The 18,855-nt window shown below is 43.6% G+C and carries 15 protein-coding genes; 4 read left to right on the top strand and 11 right to left on the bottom strand.

The annotated features are described in order from the left end of the window. Nucleotides 1–98 precede the first annotated feature (98 nt). Together HMPREF9448_RS13070 and HMPREF9448_RS13065 are read left to right on the top strand one after the other, a co-directional pair. Nucleotides 99–1,025 (top strand): magnesium transporter CorA family protein, encoded by a 927-nt coding sequence (locus HMPREF9448_RS13070; RefSeq protein ID WP_008863052.1) that lies wholly within the window; start codon nucleotides 99–101, stop codon nucleotides 1,023–1,025. An 89-nt stretch (nucleotides 1,026–1,114) separates the two neighbouring features. Continuing rightward, nucleotides 1,115–1,948: an HAD family hydrolase gene (locus HMPREF9448_RS13065; RefSeq protein ID WP_008863051.1), complete on the top strand. Its 834-nt coding sequence runs from the start codon at nucleotides 1,115–1,117 to the stop codon at nucleotides 1,946–1,948. A 72-nt stretch (nucleotides 1,949–2,020) separates the two neighbouring features. Here HMPREF9448_RS13065 and HMPREF9448_RS13060 read toward each other — a convergent pair whose 3' ends face one another. Next, nucleotides 2,021–2,965: a DMT family transporter gene (locus tag HMPREF9448_RS13060; protein WP_040296321.1), complete on the bottom strand. Its 945-nt coding sequence runs from the start codon at nucleotides 2,963–2,965 to the stop codon at nucleotides 2,021–2,023. Between the two features lie 216 nt (nucleotides 2,966–3,181). Here HMPREF9448_RS13060 and HMPREF9448_RS13055 point away from each other — a divergent pair, with 216 nt between their 5' ends. Together HMPREF9448_RS13055 and HMPREF9448_RS13050 are read left to right on the top strand one after the other, a co-directional pair. Beyond that, nucleotides 3,182–4,039, top strand: a complete 858-nt coding sequence (locus HMPREF9448_RS13055; protein ID WP_008863049.1) for an alpha/beta hydrolase — start codon at nucleotides 3,182–3,184, stop codon at nucleotides 4,037–4,039. 13 nt (nucleotides 4,040–4,052) lie between these two features. Next, a complete protein-coding gene (locus HMPREF9448_RS13050; RefSeq protein WP_008863048.1) occupies nucleotides 4,053–4,745 on the top strand; it encodes a Dph6-related ATP pyrophosphatase in 693 nt (230 codons plus the stop codon). A gap of 75 nt (nucleotides 4,746–4,820) precedes the next feature. On the opposite strand, the gene HMPREF9448_RS13045 is transcribed toward HMPREF9448_RS13050, so the two are convergent. From HMPREF9448_RS13045 to HMPREF9448_RS13000, 10 genes are all read right to left on the bottom strand, one after another. After that, entirely contained in the window at nucleotides 4,821–7,001 is a 2,181-nt protein-coding gene (locus HMPREF9448_RS13045) for an alpha-N-acetylglucosaminidase (protein ID WP_008863047.1), read from the bottom strand. 4 nt (nucleotides 7,002–7,005) lie between these two features. After that, nucleotides 7,006–8,100 (bottom strand): acyltransferase family protein, encoded by a 1,095-nt coding sequence (locus HMPREF9448_RS13040; protein ID WP_008863046.1) that lies wholly within the window; start codon nucleotides 8,098–8,100, stop codon nucleotides 7,006–7,008. Then, nucleotides 8,091–9,344, bottom strand: coding sequence for a GntP family permease (locus HMPREF9448_RS13035; RefSeq protein ID WP_008863045.1), 1,254 nt, complete (start codon nucleotides 9,342–9,344; stop codon nucleotides 8,091–8,093). The genes HMPREF9448_RS13040 and HMPREF9448_RS13035 overlap by 10 nt, the downstream gene beginning before the upstream one ends. Continuing rightward, nucleotides 9,337–10,482, bottom strand: a complete 1,146-nt coding sequence (locus HMPREF9448_RS13030; RefSeq protein ID WP_008863044.1) for a glycerate kinase family protein — start codon at nucleotides 10,480–10,482, stop codon at nucleotides 9,337–9,339. Before HMPREF9448_RS13030 ends, HMPREF9448_RS13035 begins: the two co-directional genes overlap by 8 nt. A 42-nt stretch (nucleotides 10,483–10,524) precedes the next feature. After that, nucleotides 10,525–12,693, bottom strand: coding sequence for an alpha-N-acetylglucosaminidase (locus tag HMPREF9448_RS13025; RefSeq protein ID WP_008863043.1), 2,169 nt, complete (start codon nucleotides 12,691–12,693; stop codon nucleotides 10,525–10,527). A gap of 139 nt (nucleotides 12,694–12,832) precedes the next feature. Further along, nucleotides 12,833–14,356 (bottom strand): right-handed parallel beta-helix repeat-containing protein, encoded by a 1,524-nt coding sequence (locus tag HMPREF9448_RS13020; protein ID WP_008863042.1) that lies wholly within the window; start codon nucleotides 14,354–14,356, stop codon nucleotides 12,833–12,835. Nucleotides 14,357–14,377: 21 nt separating this feature from the next. Beyond that, the gene (locus tag HMPREF9448_RS13015; protein WP_008863041.1) at nucleotides 14,378–15,400 is read right to left on the bottom strand and encodes an endonuclease/exonuclease/phosphatase family protein; all 1,023 of its coding nucleotides are present in this window, start codon (nucleotides 15,398–15,400) and stop codon (nucleotides 14,378–14,380) included. Nucleotides 15,401–15,409: 9 nt separating this feature from the next. Then, a complete protein-coding gene (locus tag HMPREF9448_RS13010; RefSeq protein WP_008863040.1) occupies nucleotides 15,410–16,192 on the bottom strand; it encodes an endonuclease/exonuclease/phosphatase family protein in 783 nt (260 codons plus the stop codon). Nucleotides 16,193–16,195: 3 nt separating this feature from the next. Further along, nucleotides 16,196–17,050, bottom strand: coding sequence for an endonuclease/exonuclease/phosphatase family protein (locus HMPREF9448_RS13005; RefSeq protein WP_008863039.1), 855 nt, complete (start codon nucleotides 17,048–17,050; stop codon nucleotides 16,196–16,198). 71 nt (nucleotides 17,051–17,121) lie between these two features. Further along, nucleotides 17,122–18,855, bottom strand: a complete 1,734-nt coding sequence (locus HMPREF9448_RS13000; RefSeq protein ID WP_008863038.1) for a RagB/SusD family nutrient uptake outer membrane protein — start codon at nucleotides 18,853–18,855, stop codon at nucleotides 17,122–17,124.

Genomic DNA, 18,855 nt, shown 5'->3' with positions numbered 1-18,855 from the left:
TACACAAGTAGTATTAACATCTCCCGTGGGAGTAAGTGAGATTTGATGTCGAATCTTGCGGGCTCCCTTCGGGATACAAAAAAGAAAGGAGCAACGCAATGAGAAAGTATCTCTTTTGTGAAGCAGGTTTTATCGAAAAACCCAATTGGCTTCCCAACTGCTGGGTAAATGTCGAATGCCCTACACCCGATGATTTCGATTTCCTCGAAAAAGAATTGAATGTACCGGCTGCATTTTTACACGATATTGCCGACACCGACGAACGTCCCCGTATCGATTCGGAAGGAAATTGGTTGTTGACTATTTTACGTATCCCCATCTTCGTAAAAGACAACAACATTACCTATACGACCGTACCTATCGGGATTATTACCAATAACGAAATCATCATTTCGGTCTGCTATCATTCGACAGCCATGATCCCCGATTTCATCGAATATACCCGACGTAAAGGAATAAATGTCCCCAACCGATATGAACTGATTCTCCGTCTGATATACTCTTCTTCCGTATGGTTTCTCAAATACCTGAAACAAATCAACAACGAAGTCAGCACAGCCGAAAAAGAGTTACAACAAAGCATACGTAATGAAGACCTTCTCCGTTTGATGAACTTGCAAAAATGTCTGGTCTACTTCAACACGTCTATCCGAGGAAATGAGGTAATGATAAGAAAATTACCCAAAATATTCAATGAGAAGGATTACCAAAACCCCGAACTTTTGGAAGACGTGATGATAGAATTAAAACAGGCTCAAAATATGGTGAACATTTACAGCGACATTTTAACCGGAACGATGGATGCTTTTGCCTCCATCATCTCGAACAACGTCAACACCATCATGAAACGCATGACCAGTCTTTCCATCGTTCTGATGGTTCCCACTTTGATAGCCAGTTTTTATGGCATGAACGTAGACATACACATCGAAGAACTTCCGCACGCATTCTCTTTAATCGTTTGTTTCTCCGTGCTGTTGTCTGCTTTGGCCTTCATTGTGTTCAGAAAAATCAAATGGTTCTAAGATATTTTCTCGGATAACGGTGGAGTACCATCGTTATCCGAGAGCTTGATTCCGAAAATTATAAAAACACCCCGAAATAGTACCCGATTATGAAAACCAGAACACTTTATATTTCCGATTTAGACGGGACTCTACTCGACAGTAATTCGATCGTAACCTCCCATTCTATCGAGAATATCAACCATTTACTACAAAAAGGTATGCTCTTTACGATAGCTACGGCTCGAACACCAGCTACGGTCGTTCCCCTACTGAAACAATTACAGCTCGACCTTCCGGTAGTACTCATGAATGGAGCCGTACTCTACGACATACGAAACAAACATTACATACAAACGAATGGATTTACCGATGACTCGGCCCTCCGTTACATCTCAGTGCTCGAAAATAGAGACTTGATCCCCTTTGTTTACCGAATCGAGAACAATAAACTCCAAGTGTTTCACAAACCACTCGTAAACGATATACAACGGGATTTTAAATACAAGCGGGAAAACACTCCTTATAAAGATTTTATACCCACCGACAACTATACGGCCGAACTGACCGATAATCCTCCCCTATTCATGCTGGTCATCGACCGTTTCGACAAACTCGAAACAGCAGCAGCCGAAATAACCCGTGCCGGAAATTGTAGTGTGTTCTGTTATCGCGACATCGCTGTTCCCGACTATGGAAATCTGGAAATATATCCCAAAGGAGTTTCCAAAGCGGCGACAGCCCAGCTTATAATCGACCGAATAAATCCGTGGGAAGTCGTAGCTTTTGGCGATAACCTCAACGATTTACCCCTCTTTAACTTGGCAGACCGCCGATATGCACCGGCCAATGCTACCGAAGAAATCAAAAGACAAGCGACGGCTATCATTCCCGACAACGACCACGACGGAGTAGCCCGATTCCTTTGCGAAGATTTTCTATAAATCTCCCTTTATTTATAAATAAAATATAGATATATTATAAATAATACAGAACAACTACAAACTAATAGTCAACTACTTATCGACAGCATTATTTTGTCTAGCCATTTCCGCCTCTACTTGTGCTCTCGATTTACTGGTTGTCACCACATAAACACCCAAGAAAACAAGAAGAATGGCAAAACCCTTTTTCAAATCAAAGCTATCCATTCCCCACCAAACAGCCAACAAAGAAGCGACTATCGGCTGGGTATAATTATACATGCTTAAAATAGTCGGTCTCAAACGTTTTTGTCCGATAGAAACCAACATATAAGACAAAAACGTAGCACCGAATACGACAAAAAACAAATCGAGATAAATCGTGCCGCTAAGATCGGAATATGGGATGCTCAACAAATCGTTTCCCCCGAGCGGCAAACAGCAAATCGCAGAAAACAAGAACATCCACTTCATCAAAGTCACAGGTGTATACCGGCTTATCAAACCCTTGAAAGCCACATAATAAATAGCAAAACTGATTTCAGCGACCAAACAAAACAAGTCTCCCATAACCCGGCCACCCGAAAGCCCTTCCGAAACAGTGCCCGCTCCGTTCAAAATAAGCATTAAAGCCCCCGAAAGCCCCATAAATACACCCACAACCTTCTTGCCGGTCATAGGCTCTTTCTGGATAAATGCAGCCAATATCATGGTAATAATAGGAGCCAAAGAAGCGACGACCGAAGCATCTATCGGCGTCGTATAAGACAATCCCAACACAAAGAAACCCTGATTCAATGTTATCCCAAACAAAGATGCTACGAAAAGCAAAAGCAAATCTCGTTTAGTAACCGGCTCCCGAGGCATAAACAAAGAAGCAATCCAAAAAAGAATCGCCGCCCCGGCCATACGCATGTTGGTTAGCGAAAACGCCGAAATCGTTCCGGTCAAAAAGATTGCTTTGGAAATAGGCGACATAATTCCCCATAAGAAATTTGCCGTGAACATAGCCGAATGGCCTTTTAATTTTTCTTTCATTCCCTTGCTGTTATTTCGGGCGCAAAAGTACAAATTGTTTCCACAATAAAGATTTTTCATACGACTTTTATTTCTCCGTCTTTTTCCGTTCACACAATAAAGAATTATCTTTGCAATAAACCGAGGAAACAGGCAAGCCACGGCTCAGCCCCGATAAACCGCCACAGTTCCCTCATGCACGACATTCAGCAAAATATTCACCTAAAAACAATACACATGAAATTCAAAAGTCTTATTTTTATAGTTCTTGCAGCTTCTATGACTTGTACCGACATTTACGCAGAAAACAACCGCCCCATCGACATAGCTTTATGGGAAAACGGGCCGTTAGAAAAGAACGACGATGAAGGAAAAGCATACGACGAAAACGTCAGAATCTATCGACCCTCGATCAAAGTCTTTCTACCCGAAGGGAAAAATACAGGACGAGCCGTCATCATGTGCCCGGGAGGAGGATATGCCCTTCTGGCCTACGACCACGAAGGATATGCCTATGCCGACTACTTCAAACATCAAGGCATCGCCCTCATTGTCCTCAAATACCGCATGCCGCACGGAAACCACAAAGTCCCCATGTCCGATGTTTGCGAGGCCATGCGGGTCGTAAAATCCCATGCTGCCGAATGGAAGATAAACCCCGACGACATAGGAATTATGGGCTTTTCCGCCGGCGGACACTTGGCTTCTACTTTCGCGACCCACTATCCGGCAGAATTACGGCCAGCTTTCCAAATTCTCGTTTATCCGGTAATCTCTATGGACGAAACGATAACTCACAGCGGGTCGAGAGAAAATCTCATCGGGAAGAATCCGAGCAAAGCACTCATCGATTACTATTCCAATGAGAAACACGTCAACGCAGAGTCACCACGGGCTTTTATCGCCCTCTCCGATGACGACCGAGCTGTCCCTGTCGAAAACAGCCTCCGTTATTACAAAGCCCTGCATCGATATCAAATACCGGTCTCATTGCATATTTATCCCACAGGAGGTCACGGCTGGGGATATAATGAGTCGTTCCGATTCAAAAAAGCCGTTCATGATGAACTTTCCGATTGGTTGCGTTCATTTTGAATAAACTCCAAACATGAAAACAAAAGCATATTTTAATTGGAGCAGCGGTAAGGACTCGGCTTTGGCCCTATACAGAGCGTTAAACAGATTCGACATCAAAGCGTTGCTTACGGTTATCGACTCTACGAACAACCGCATTCCCATGCACGGAACCAACCTCGACCTATTGAAAGCACAATCTCAAAGCATAGGAATTCCGCTCGTTACCTGTGATATAAATACCGAATATTCAGAAGATAAATACAAAATATCTTTACAAGAAATCATAGACAAATTCAAAAGTCAGGAAATTTCCACTGCCCTATTCGGCGATATTCATTTGCTGGAATTAAAAATCGGCAGAGAAGAAAAATGCAGACAAGCAGGATTAAAAACAGATTTTCCTTTATGGAACAATTCACCCCAAGAGCTATTACATGAATTTATAGACTCCGGTTTCAAAGCCATAATCACCTGTATCGACGGCTGTGTACTCGACAAAACTTTCGTCGGCAGAATGATAGACTATGATTTTATAAACGATTTACCCGACGGCGTCGATATCTGCGGCGAAAACGGAGAGTATCATTCATTCGTTTTTGATGGCCCTATCTTTAAAGAACCCGTTCCCTGTCACTTGGACCCTGTATCGTATAAAGAATATCCTTGTCAAGATCTGAAACAGAACACCGGGTTCTGGTATATCGACATCTACAATGCTCCCTAACAAAAAAAAATCTACAAGAGGATAACGACTGCATTGTCGTATCCCCTTGTAGAATAGCATTACAAGAAAATCGGCTTAGAGAGATTTCTCAATCCTCGGCCCGTATTTCTCCAACAAACGACGAGAAGTATCGAGCAATGTACCATTCCGCTCGATACAGACAGGTGTCGTACTCTCTACCCACTCTTGTTCAAAAGTCGCAAGCCGGCTCTTCAATTCATCTTTATCCAACTCTATTCCTTTCTCCGCCGCACCGATCACAGCATCAAAATAAATTTCCCATCGTCTGGCATAATAATCGTTCAGAAGACCGGCCCATGTACGACTCGCATAATCGTTCAAACTACCACCCCATGTAGTTATTAAATTACGAGCATTTTTCTCATAATAATTTTTCAATTCGTCGGTATCGCCCAAACTGCGGGCATCTTCAATCCATTTATCCAACGATGCCCGGTTGTGGAAAGAATTCAACAATTCCAAATCGGACAGTATCTCTCTCATTTCAGAAGCCTTTTCTTTCAACCCGGGAACATTCCGTTTCTTATAAAAACCGTCAAATTCTTTTTTCACGTCCAAAAAATAATTGCCCAAGAGTTGACGACCTGTCATAATCACATCTATCTCGAATGCATCTCTGTCGCAAGACGGAACTTCCAATAAAAGCTCCCACACCCGCAGCAATGTAGCGTTATCATACTCGTTACTGGTCCGTTTATTATAGTTATCCCCCAATTTCGGCCGATATCCGGGCAAAATACCTAATGTACGGGGCACTTGTACAAAAACATCGTCAAACAATATCTGCCAAGCCTCGCGTGCCGATTCCGAAACGGCTCCTACGTGCCTATCCGCCAAACGCTCCACCCAATCCTGTCCATTCACATCTATCGTCCACGCTTTCTCAAAGATATATTCATAAGGGAACTGATTGATATCCAGTCCTTCCAATGTAGAACCTATACCTTTTAAGTTGTCTCCTCCGTTTATCAAAGCGTTATCGAGCCTGTCACCGCTCTCCTTTACATTTCCGGTCAACGTGGTATTACCTCCGAAATTTCCTAAATAACACCAGATATAAGGCTGTCCATGAAATTTCTCCGTACTTTTCCACAGCTCTACATTTTCACAATGATAATCCAACAAAACCAATTTATCGGACGGAACCCCGGTCAACAGAGCTTTCACCCGAGGTGCTGTCCACAATTTTCGATCATGATAAAACATCCATGTCATTTGCAACCACACGGCATCGGGGTCGGCAGCAGCCAACGATTTATACATATCCGAAGATACCTGTGCCAGATATTCGGGCTCCCAGCTCGGCGGATCCACCTCGTTAAAAGGATCCACACCATAAATATGGTCTGTCCCGAACATCTTTTCCTGTTCTTCCAAGAAACTCTTTTGAATTTCTGCAAAAAGCGGTTCTTCGGGATTCAAGAAATGACAGCGATACGAATCGCCGAAACCCGCCCATTTCCCCAAATATTGAATATTGGCATCGGGGTGAATCCGTTTCAAGGCAGCCGGCACATGACCTGCAAAAGCGGGCAATACCGGCGTCATGTTCAATTCACGCTCACGAGCCAAAATCTTTTTCTGCAACTCGGCCTGAGATTCCAGCCATTGCATGGGTAACGGCCCGTTCCAGCCATCGATATTCGCCATGCGATGCCACGGCAAATAAACCGGGCCCGTAAAATAAGAACGAATCTCTTCATCGGTCAGCCCTATTTTTTTCCACACTTTATACCACACCATCTCTTGGCCGGTTATAGCCAATGGCATATTCACTCCGTTCAACGCCATCCAATCGATAAAACGCTCCCAATCCTTCCATTTCCAAAAAGGCATGGAATACCCGTAAGTACAATAATTCAAGAAAAAGCGATTATCCACTTTCGCTTCTACGACTACCGGTTTTTCCACCATAGGTAACACATCGGGCATTTCGACCGGAATATCGGCATACCACGATACAGTCGTCAGACAATAATATTTCAAATAATAATTTAATCCGGCAGCCATCGAATTAGCGTTATTCCCGCTAATGTGGATTTTTCCGTCCTTACTTTCCAACGAATAGTAATCCCTATCCTCATCAGGAACTATCTCGAACACGAATCGATCGGCATATTGGGGGATTAAACGGTGAGTAAGTTGTTCCACGGCCAACACATCGCGATCCTTCGAGGAACAAGCCGTCATTCCCAATAGCATAAAAAACGAAGCAATAAAAAATAGTTTTTTCATCTTTCTATAATTTGATATAAATATGCTTTTTGTACAAGAAAAAGGCAATGAGCCAATTAAACATAAGAAAGGCGAGCGCATAGGCCAAACTGCCTCCGCAATTCCCGAAAAGAGGCTGCCATATTCCTTCGAACGATATTGTCGTCCATTGGAGTTTACGGAATAACCCTCCGGCAATTTCGCTGAATATATAAATCGACAACGGATTTACGCCTACTACCAAGAACGGAAACGACCAGCGCGTCCTCTTCGAATCGTCGATAATATAAATGAGTGTCGCAAAAATCAGAGAGGTGATACCGCAAGTTACCAAAACGAAACTCGGAGACCACAGCCGTTTGTTCAAAGGAGCGGCATAGCTCCACAAATACCCGATAACGAACATCGATGTACCCCAAACCGCCAACTTCACGATTTGTGAACGTATCTCTTTTTCCCCGACGATAACTTTTCCGCAAAGAAATCCTATCATCACCTGAGCTATTGCCGGAATCGTACTCAATACCCCTTCGGGGTCGACGAATTGAGCTCCGCCCAAATACATATGAGATTTTCCCAACACGGCATAATCGACCATAGAGACAATATTCCCGGCACATTTCTCAAATCCGTTCCCGAAAAGTTGCAACAAATAATACCCGACAAGCAAAACGGCGATAATCGTCGGGAACAAACGATGACGAACAGTCACGGCCAAAAGAGCTACAATCCCGTAACAGATTCCCAGTCGCTGCAATACACCCATAATCCGTAAATTTTCAAGCGTATTGTATTCCCCGGTAGCAATAAACGCCAAAATCCATTTGAGGGCGACACCCGACATGAAAATCAATACCGTGCGCCGCAGGATTCGGGCAATCGAAATCCGCCAATCGAAATTCGATTTATTGAGCGACAAATAAATAGAGACTCCCATGATAAACATGAAGGCAGGAAAAACAAGATCGGCCGGTGTAAATCCGTCCCATTTCGCATGTTTCAAAGGAGCATATGCATATCCGCACGCCCCTGCATTGTTGACGAGAATCATGCCGCAAACGGTAATTCCCCTCAACACGTCCAATGAAACCAACCGTTTAGAAGTTCTCGTCAACGACATATCCAATACATTATAATCGAGAATAGAGTTAACACGGCTCCGATAAGTGTTTCATAAGGAATCAGTTTCAACCGGTCTCTAAACGTCAAATCGCAAACCCCTCCCGTAGCATGGAAAAACGACCCGTGAGGCAAATGATCCAGTACGGTAGACCCGGCATTAACCATCGCCGCACCCCATATCGACGAAACGCCCACTGCTAAAATCGTATCGGCAAAAGAGGCAGAAGCCAACGTAGCTCCCGCCGTAGTCGAAGCCGTAGCGGCAGACATTAAAATACCGGAAATAGGAGCAATCATATCCTTTCCCATACTCACATGATCCAACATGGCCAAGATATAATCTTTCAAAGTCGAATCTTTAATCACGCCGGCAATAGTCCCTGTACCGATCAACAACACGGCTATCACCGACATTTTCTGTAAACCGAATTCGATACTCGGCAATGCATTTTTCCATTGCCGCATACATATCAATCCGCACAATCCACCTGCCGGAAGAGCTACCAAAGGGTCTACGGTGATACCACACAAAGGTCGTAAAGCCAACAGGAAAATAGTCACGACGGGAGCCACCAAACTACTCCATAACGAAGGTAATCCATCGTCGTTTCCCATCTCCTCCTCATCGGTATGGACCTTACAAGGTTTCACCGGGAAAAAACGAGCTATCACGAACACGGTAAACAACAAACCTATTATGGCCGGTATAATATTGGCAAACATAACCGAGGGCAAATCGGCTCCAAAATTCTCGGCCGCAATAATCGTGTTGGGATTGGGCGAAATAATATTTCCGCTTTTCCCTCCGCCTATCATCACAAGCAGCAGTTGCGGAGTAGGAATCCCCAACCTCCGACCGATAGACAATGCAACCGGAGCTACCGTTATCACCGCTACATCGATAAAAACGCCTACCGCACACAACAACATCGTGGCAAACGCCAAAGCCAAATAGACACGTTTCTCACCCCAAAACCTGATTATCGCATTTGAAATAGTCATTGCAGCCCCTGTTTTTATCAGAACACCCGACAATACCCCCGCCGTCAGGATACGCAACACAGCCGAAGAGACATCTTTCACGCCCTCGGTCATCGACACAACGACTTCTTCCAAGGAGAAGCCTCCGGCCAAACCACCGATCAAAGCGCCCAAAATAAGGCTATAAGCCGGTGAAACTTTCTTGATTATCAAGAATATCGACACCAGCAATCCGATTAATGCACCTACCGTACTATCCATGTGTCCCTATTTGAATGGTTCGCATAATCTGTGTGACAACCTGCCTTATATTCTTCAAAGCAAAATCCCGATCCATTGCCTCCTGCAAAGAAACCGGAGCCGTCTGTATGGAAAAAATACTGGCAAATCCCATCTCGTTCAATATTTCGCACGCCTCCACACAGCCGCCTATGGCAATTACCGGGACAGCCTCCTCTTTCGCATAATGCAAAATTCCGCCCAATGCTTTGCCCATACCGGTCTGTTTGTCCAATTTCCCTTCACCGGTAAAAATCAAATCGGCTCCCTGTATCGTCTCCCTGAAACGGAGCATATCCAAAACAATATCAATCCCCGATTGTAACTCGGCATTCAAGAATGGCAACACGCCGCCACCCAAACCTCCGGCCGCACCGGCTCCCGGAATTTCCGAAATATCCATCTGCCTCGTCTCCTTTATCACTTGCGCATAATGAATCATTCCCTTTTCCAAAAAATCGACTTCATCGGGAGAAGCACCCTTTTGGGGAGCGTAAACAGCGGCAGCTCCGCGACTACCGTAAAAAGGATTATTTACATCGCAAGCTATCGTAAAAGAAGTTTCACATAACAATTTGTTAGCCGAAGAACCGTCCACCCGGGCAATCTTTCCCAAACTTTCGCCAACAGGAGGAAGCTCCTCGCCCCGCTCGTCCAAAAAACGATAACCCAACGCCGCCAACAAACCGATACCTGCGTCGTTAGTGGCGCTGCCACCGATACCCATGACAATGCGACGACACCCCCGCTGCAACGCATCGGCAATCATCTCACCGGTTCCCCATGTAGTCGTGAGCAAAGGATTTCGTTTTTCTTGCGGAATCAAAGGCAAACCGCTTGCAGCTGCCATTTCCAATATAGCGGTCGATCCATTAGAAGTAATTCCGTATGCCGCTTCCATCGGATTCATAAGAGGATCGTGGACACGGCACGATACCCGCTCGACGGACATATTCGAGCAAATCGCCTCGACCGTACCTTCACCCCCATCGGCCACAGGCACTACCACCACCGCACATTCGGGAAACACGTCGGTAATCCCCTGCCGCGCAGAGGCTGCGATCTCCTGCGAACTCGCACATCCTTTGAAAGAATCAAAAGCCAAAATTACCCTTTTCATCACTCTCGCTCCAAAACATTCCAAAGTTAATAAAAATAAGACCTATTCCCCTTTATATCGTTCGACCAATTTAATCGCGCTTTGTAACGGATCTTCGAACGACGTAGAGGTATTGTGCCACGGAGCTTTTATCCAATTTTCCTCCCAACGGTCCAAATCGGCCCGCTGTTCCGAAAAATACAACTTCATACGGGGAATATAATAATCCTTTATCAACCCGCTCCAAAACCGGGCGGCATAATCTTCTTGGAAACCACCCCATGTCGTAATCAACCGCTTGGCATTAGCCTCATAGGCATCTTTCTCCAAATCCGTTTTCCCCCAATCGCGAGCCATATCCACCCACTCTTCCAGTCGATACAACGGATGCGAGGCCAACAACTTATCCACATCTAAAAGAATCTCGACCGAACGATCCAACTGCTGCATGGCCGCCACCCGGTTCCCCAAAGAATCTTCTTTCAAAGCCCGTTTATAACAATCATCAGCTTTGGCAGCCAAATAATAAGAAGCATATTCAATGGCATCATTCACATACAGCGGCGACGATTCCAAACTATCGGCACACGACAAAAACAGTTCGACACCTTGCAAGAACGAATCGCTCACGTCCAACTTACTGATTCGGCGGGTATCCGGGACAACCGTTTGCCAAGTAAACCGGGGGTAAGAATACAACGAGCTATAAGCTGTTTCCTTGAACCGCTGCCAAGCACTATCCATAGCCGCCGGGCAACCGCCGTAACGAGCCTTACAATAAACGGGCAGCCAAGAATCCAAATCTATCGAATCGGCCGTCCAACCCATATCGGCCAACAATTCATAAACGACCTCGTTATTTTCAAGCCCTTCGGGAGCAGAACCGAACCCGACCAAATTACCGGCATTCGCACTATGCAAAGCTTCGGCCGAAGAGGTCGCATACATCTGCAAATCGCCCGTCATCGGAGTCTTTCCCCCAAAGTTCGGCACATAACTGAATATCCATTTTTTCCCATAAAAACCATCATGATTTTTCCATGTTTGTTCAGTACCCCAAACCCATTTCGGATAATCGTTTCCCAAATCGATAATAATCATTTTATCATCGGGAACCCTACTCAGCAAAGCCTGCAAGCTAGCCTTGTCCCAAAAATCGTGTTGATATCCGAAAGTCCAGCCTTGCGTTACCCAAACAGCATCGGGATTGCCGGCCGCAATCGAATGATATATAGATTCGCCGTATTGTGCCAATAACTTGTGTTTCCCGTCATCGTCACCCTCGGCGACAGGCAATTTCATCTCATTGAAACTATCCGACAGATAGTAAGTATTCTTTCCAAACTCTTTTTCCCACTCTTCGATAAAAAGTTTTCCTATCTCCTTAAAGTAGGGAGTCTCGGGAGGCAATACATAAGCGTTGTATTTTTCATCGAATCCGCCCCATTCCAAATGTTTGAATTGTATTTCGGGGTGTCGTTCGGCAAACGCAGTAGGTACAAAGCCGGCAAATGCAGGAGCAATAGGATCCATACCCAGTTCTCGCATTCGATTCAATATCTTGTGTTGCAGTTTTATCTGCTCCTTCTGCCAACCGTTCGTAAGCGGGCCGTCCCAACCATTCAGATTCCCCATACGATGCCATGGCAAATGTGCCGGGCCGGTAAAAAAAGCCCGTATATCCTCTTCTTTCAATCCCATTTTCAGCCACACTCGCTCGGCAATCGCCTCGCTCGCTACGGTAGCCAACGGCATATTGACTCCCCGCAGAGCCATCCAGTCGATTTCCTTTTCCCAGCGTTCCCAATCCCAATACGGAGTTGTATAACCAAAGGTACACACATTCAAGAAATATCGGTACTCATACGGCGTAGTCTGCTCTTTCAAAACAAAATCGGGCCAAGTCTCAGGCAACTCCATATGTTCCCCGCTCCATGTTTTCATCGCCGAGCAAGCCTCTCGTAAATAAGTATGGAACGCATAACAAATAGCCACCGAGCTGCTGCCTCTCAACGTGAGAATACCATTTTTAGCCTCTACCTCGAAAGTCTCTTTTCCATTCTCAGGAGCTATCTCCTCCAACTGTATACCGGCCGCTCTCTCCCCGATTTGCCGCTCGATTAAATCAAAAGCGGGTTGTATTATGCCGTCTTTCTCGACCGAAGACGAGTTACAAGCACACAGTACGATACAAAAAAGCACAAACAAACTACTTGATATGTGGTATTTCATGGAATTATTTTTTTTAATTAAACCTATTACCGAATAAAAATCGTGTCATGAACCACTTACAGACCCGATATTCCATAATATCTCTTGTAAGAACAGAAGCAACTCACGACACGATTTTCATGAACCTATACTCTATCTATCACTTTATGATAAGTTTCTGTATCGCTTTATCAACAACGATCAAATAAACACCTTCTTCTATCGGCAATTCCAAAGCCGAATGATTGGCTATGATTCCTTCATAAACCAATCCGCCGGTCATACTGTACACCTTAGCGGTAGCAGTTTTATCCAACCCCGTTGCATAAACGATATTCCCACTATTCCAAATGCGAACAACATCTTTTACATTTCCTGTGATACCACTCAAAGAAGAGTACTCTACGGCTCCCACCGAAGGAGTAGCAGGACGCGCATTACCCAATTGATCGACCGTGGGAATCTCCACGCCATCTACCACGGCGATACCTGCACCCGAAGCAATACTGTTTTCTGCAATCATCGCAACCTTCATATCGCCCGAAAGAACACTCGTCTGGTGATTATAGCTCTCATCTCCCTCGTCCCACGGATTTTGTTCGGTAGCGGCGAAAATGACATCGCTATCGAAATTAACGGCTTTATTCGAACCGTCGGCAAAAAATCCGTCAGAAGCAGCTACGTATAAATTGTTCTTGCAAACCGGTAATACAGTTTGGGGCAAAGGTTGGTTATTAGCATCGACTTGTCCTGCCATATAAAAGGCAACTATATCGAATCTCGATTCGTCATCCATCCACGTATTGCTATAATTTTCAGCAAACAAATTATTCACGAAAGTAGGCTTCATAGTAGTGGCTGATCTTGACCATACGCAAAGAGCACCACCATTGCTTCCCAAATTACCGACAAATGTACAATTTACAATAACCGGAGAAAAAACATCAACAGTGGTCGCTGTCTGCATATAAATAGCGCCACCACGATCGTCTGCTGTATTGTTGGCAAATGTAGAATTAGCAATATAAACACGGGGAGACGGGTTCTTTGCCGTCGCATTTACTCCTATGGCACCACCCGCAGCCCCTTCATTTTCCACAAAAGAACAATTTTCAACACGCAATTCCGAATCTCCATAAGCACAAACAGCACCGCCTCCATAAGAAGCACCGCATCTGTTTTTGAGGAATAAGGAATTTTTCAAAAAAGCATTGGAACCACTCACCCTTATCACGCCGCCATTATTGACTTTACTGCTAAGAGGTTCGTAATTATTCGAAAACTGACAGTTATTAGCATTCAGTGTCGAATTGCCACTCAATCGGATAGCAATATTCTTAAAACCGTCGATGATAAGATCGTTTAATGAAATCTCAGATGCTTCACCGACCGTAAACAACGATTCCAACCCTTTTATGGTTACTCGTTTTCCATTCTTTTTATTGATACCGTTAAAAGTTAGCTTCTTTCCTTTGATGGCAATACCGGTTCCTTCACCGTAATCCAACACTTCTCCATCGAAATTAAACTCGATGACACTGCCCGATTCGGCATGATCAATCACATACACCAACCCACCGGCTGCTACCGGGTCCATGTCGGCCGTCGTTACTTCCAAAGTTTGTGCAAACATCGTACTTGTACACAATGCAAGTACACACGTTAAAAATGTAACCTTCTTCATAATAATTTAAAAATTTAATGGTTAATATAGATATTTAAAACTGCTATTCTGATAAGCATTAGAAACTCGAATAACATAAAGTCCATTTCGAGAACCTTCCGGTAAAACTATATTCGTTGCATTATCTACATTTTGTGTCTTTACCAATTTTCCCGATATGTCATAAATATTCACCTGAGACGTTGTTTTGAGATTACTAAGCGAAAAACCGTCGGCACTCCTGATAAGGTTTATTTCCTGCAAAGAAGTAGCGTCATACACTGCACTCCCCTCAGCTTCGATAGTAACGAATACAGGTAAATGATCCGATACATCTGAAAGTGTCAGACCCGGTTCTTCGGTAACGACACCCGTCTCCGTGGTTGTATATTTAAGAGAATCATCGGGTCGATAAGAGATAATCATATCTATGCACGACGTAGGGTCCTTAGCCGGGTAGGTATATAGAGCCGTATTGTTCAGTATCGAAAATCCATACTCTTTGAAAGTCACCATTGCCCGATAAGTAGGCTGAGCATTGAAGTCGCCAGCGATAAAGACAGTCTTATCACTTTGCCGTGCAAAGCGGATAGCCCATTCTGTCGCAGTATCTCGGTCATCGGCATTAAGAGAATAATGCGTACAAAGGAAATAGAAGTTGTCAAATTCGGCAATGAGAAAACCGCGGGACTCCTTGTCTTTCGAAGTATCCGATGGGGCAAAAGACTGGGTTTTCACCGATATAGGTTCTGTCTTCGATAAAATACCTATGCCATAATAAGTCCCCACCAAAGCAAAAAACTGCGAATGCATGCCAGTAGATTCGGCCAGTTCGCTTAAATAATCATGATTAAAGATACCTAACGAACGGTTATCGACTTCTTGCAAAGCCACGATATCGGGATTTTGCGTATTGATAATGGTAGCAATATCGGCCAACCTCGATGAGGTCATACTATGACCTTTAATGTTATAAGAAAGTAACTTCGTCGTTCCAGCCGATATAGAACCAGTACATAAACTTATAAACAAAATCAATATCGATAATATAAATACCCTTTTCATAACAAGAAATTAATATTTTACATACTCCAATTCTGTCACAATAGGCAAGTGGTCGGATAAAACAGACTGAACGGTTTGAGTTCTCACAATTTTCCACCCCTGTTTAGGTCTGGCGAAAATATAATCTATCTTTCTCTTGGGGTTCCAAGCGGGAACAGTAAAATCGTAATCGGTTGCCAAAAACCAATTTTCCAACATATTATACTTAATTTCCTTTGACGAAGGAGCTGTATTAAAATCTCCTCCTAAAACCACAGGGTATCGATAATCATTGAAATACTCGGTAATAAAAGCGGTCTGTGCTTCTCTCGTCTTTGGCAACTGATAATCCAAATGTGTCGATGCAAAACAAATCGTATCTTCGCCTATTTCAAACAGACCCTCTAACAGAGCTCTACGTTCATGCGCTTTATTGGGCCACGGCAAAAAAGTTTTCTTCGTATCGATATAAGGGTATCGGGAAAGGATTCCTATACCATAATATCCACCCTTATAATCGATTGTTTTCCCATACACGCCAAACATCTTTGTAAAATATGCCAATTCCGAAATATAGTCACGCCCGATTTGATGCGGAGCTCTCTCTCCTCTATCGGTTTTACAATCTATTTCCTGCAACGCAACGAAATCGAGATTGAAAGACTTTATATGCGAAGCCAGTTCCTCCAACGATGCCAATTCTCCAAAACGAATATTATAGGTCATTACCTTTATTCTCAAAGTGTCTTGTGCATATACGTTTCCAAACTGGTATAAAAACACGACAATCAAAAGATATTTAAATGCTTTCATTTTCTACGGTTTTGAAATTTTCAACACAGAAATAATAGGGAGATGATCGGATGCATTTACCCCCGTAACGACAGTATGAGAAACAACATTAAAATATTCCAAAGGCCTGTAAGCGATATAGTCTATTTCCCGATTGGGCGCATTAGAAGGAATTGTAAAATTTTTCGGATCTGTATTCGTCCTGACAAATCCGGCAGCTTCCAACTTGCCGATAATCGAATTATCCGGTTTCGAATTAAAGTCCCCTCCTAAAATAATAGGAAAGTCGCTTTTAGAAGAAAGTTCTTCCATCATAACGGGGAATTGTCTATCCCTTTCCGCCTGAGTAACGGATAAATGGATTACCGCCAAATAAACATCGATTCCATTGAACTTTATCTTGGCTGTCCCCAAAACGTTACTTCCCGTAATAGTCAGTCCATCTATCTCTTTCGGGAGATCATGATTTACGATTTCGCTCATTTGAAAAGAAGAAAGGATAGCTGCACCATAAGCCCCGCCCTGAAAATCTTTTTGTTTGAAAAAATAATAATACGGATAACCGGCCAATTCTGCCAATTCTTTAGCCTGATCCACACCCAAACTTCTTGTCGTTTTATAATCTACCTCTTGCAACAAAACTACATCTGGCTTTTTGCTTTTTATCACATTCGCAACGTTATTCACATCTGCGGTTGTTGTTTCACCCGATACACCATAATAGGGTGCACAGTGTTTTATGTTATAACTCATCACGACCAGGTTTTCTTTGGGTTCAGTGTTACCACCCCAACCGGCATCTCCTTGCGGTTCATTGGCTTTACTACAACCCATAAAAACCGCACTGATACTCATCATCAATATAAACACACGTTTCATCGTAATCATATTTTATAGTTCATTAATATCCACACTATTAGGATTCTAATAGTGTGGATTAGAAATTCAACTTATTCCGGCCAACCGGGATTTTGACCCAACAGAGGATTTTTCATTCTTTCCTCATAAGGCACAGGCCACAAATAATGCATAGCCGGATCGAAATAACGGGGACCTCCTTCTGCTCTCGATTTTTCGTAAATCACATCGCCGAATTCATCGACTCCGGTATCGGGATAAGGATTAGCGCCCAAATCGTTCATACAAACGGTTAGACTAGGCCCTGTAATAGCCCGACCAAAACGCAATTCACCTTCTCTCCAACGCATTATATCTGCATATCGCATACCGTCGAACGAAAGCTCGATACGTCGCTCTCTCTTTATTTCGGTCCACAAATCGAGATTCCACTGTTGCAGCTCCTTCAAATCCATTCGATGCATACCCACTCGATCTCTCAAACGATTAATAGTCTCATCGATTTCAGTTTGGGTCAATGTCCCGTTCATCTTATAAAGAGCTTCTGCATAAATCAAAAGAACCTCTGGATAACGAATTACGTTCAAATTGGTGTGAGACCTGTTGGCATTTCCGGCAATACTTATCTCATTGTATTTTTTGAAATAAAAGCCGGTTATCCCGTTAGCTCCGTTCCGGCCGGGTTGTAACGACGAGAAGCGTGGTAACTGAAATATATCGTTCGGACGGCGATATTCGGCATCTCCATCGTCACCGCCACCCCATTGATCACCGGGAGTAAACAACGTCATTCTCATTCTCGGATCCCTGTTTTGGAAATAATCGGCATAATGTTCCTCAGGATACTTATACAGAGGTGACGTTTTTATATCTGTACGTTTATAATACTCCAATCCCGGCTTAGCTGGCATACCATCGATACATAAATAAGCATCGACCAACGTTTTGGTAGGATTAAATCGAATAAAATCCACCGGCGAACAAGTCTCGTTCGACATGTTATTATTGCGAATATCATTCACATAGATACTGGAAATAATTGCTTCGTTATTATCTGGATTATTCTCTATATCTCCTTCGAGATGATACAATTTTTCATAATCATAAAGATCGTAGGGGCCATTGTCTATAATCTCTTTGGCAGCTTTGGCAGCAATATCATAACGTTCGTTTTGAAGGGCGATACGTGCTTTCATCGCCAAAGCTCCCCAGCGGTCTATACGACCTACATTATCTCCCGTTTGCCTTTCATGAGGTAATTTCGAAGCAGCCCAATCCAAATCGGTCATTAAGCTATCGATAACTTCACTTCGTGGAGTACGAGGTCCATAAGCTCCTTCGGACGTAATAACATGGTTAATCCAGGGAACATCTCCAAAAAAAGTCGTCAACATAAAATATACCCACGACCTTATGACCTTCACCTCGGCGGCATAGACATCTTTAACATCTTGGTCGATTTCGGCCCGATTGTAATTATCTAGGAAATTATTGCAAGTGTGAATATGTCCGTAAGAATATCTCCAATACGAAGTAAAGGGGAACCCATCGGTATAAGCATGTTTCCCTCCCGATACTTTTGAAAGTCCGCTGTTTTTATCACCCCATATTACAGTTTCGGCCGTAGACTCTGCCCATTTAATCAACAACTCATATTCAAATGTTTCATAACAAGGATACAATGCCGCGCGCAACTGCTCCTCCGTCTTCCAATAAGTTTCATTAGTCACGGAATCCTGAGGATATCTGTCTAAAAAATCATCGTTACATGAAACCAACAATGATGCCAACGGCAAAAAAGCCGCAATATATTTAATCGTTTTCAT

The sequence above is a fragment of the Barnesiella intestinihominis YIT 11860 genome (assembly GCF_000296465.1).
Lineage (GTDB): Bacteria > Bacteroidota > Bacteroidia > Bacteroidales > Barnesiellaceae > Barnesiella > Barnesiella intestinihominis.
The sequence above is the reverse complement of the archived record's forward strand: the minus strand, read 5'-3'. Positions and strand labels throughout refer to the sequence as shown.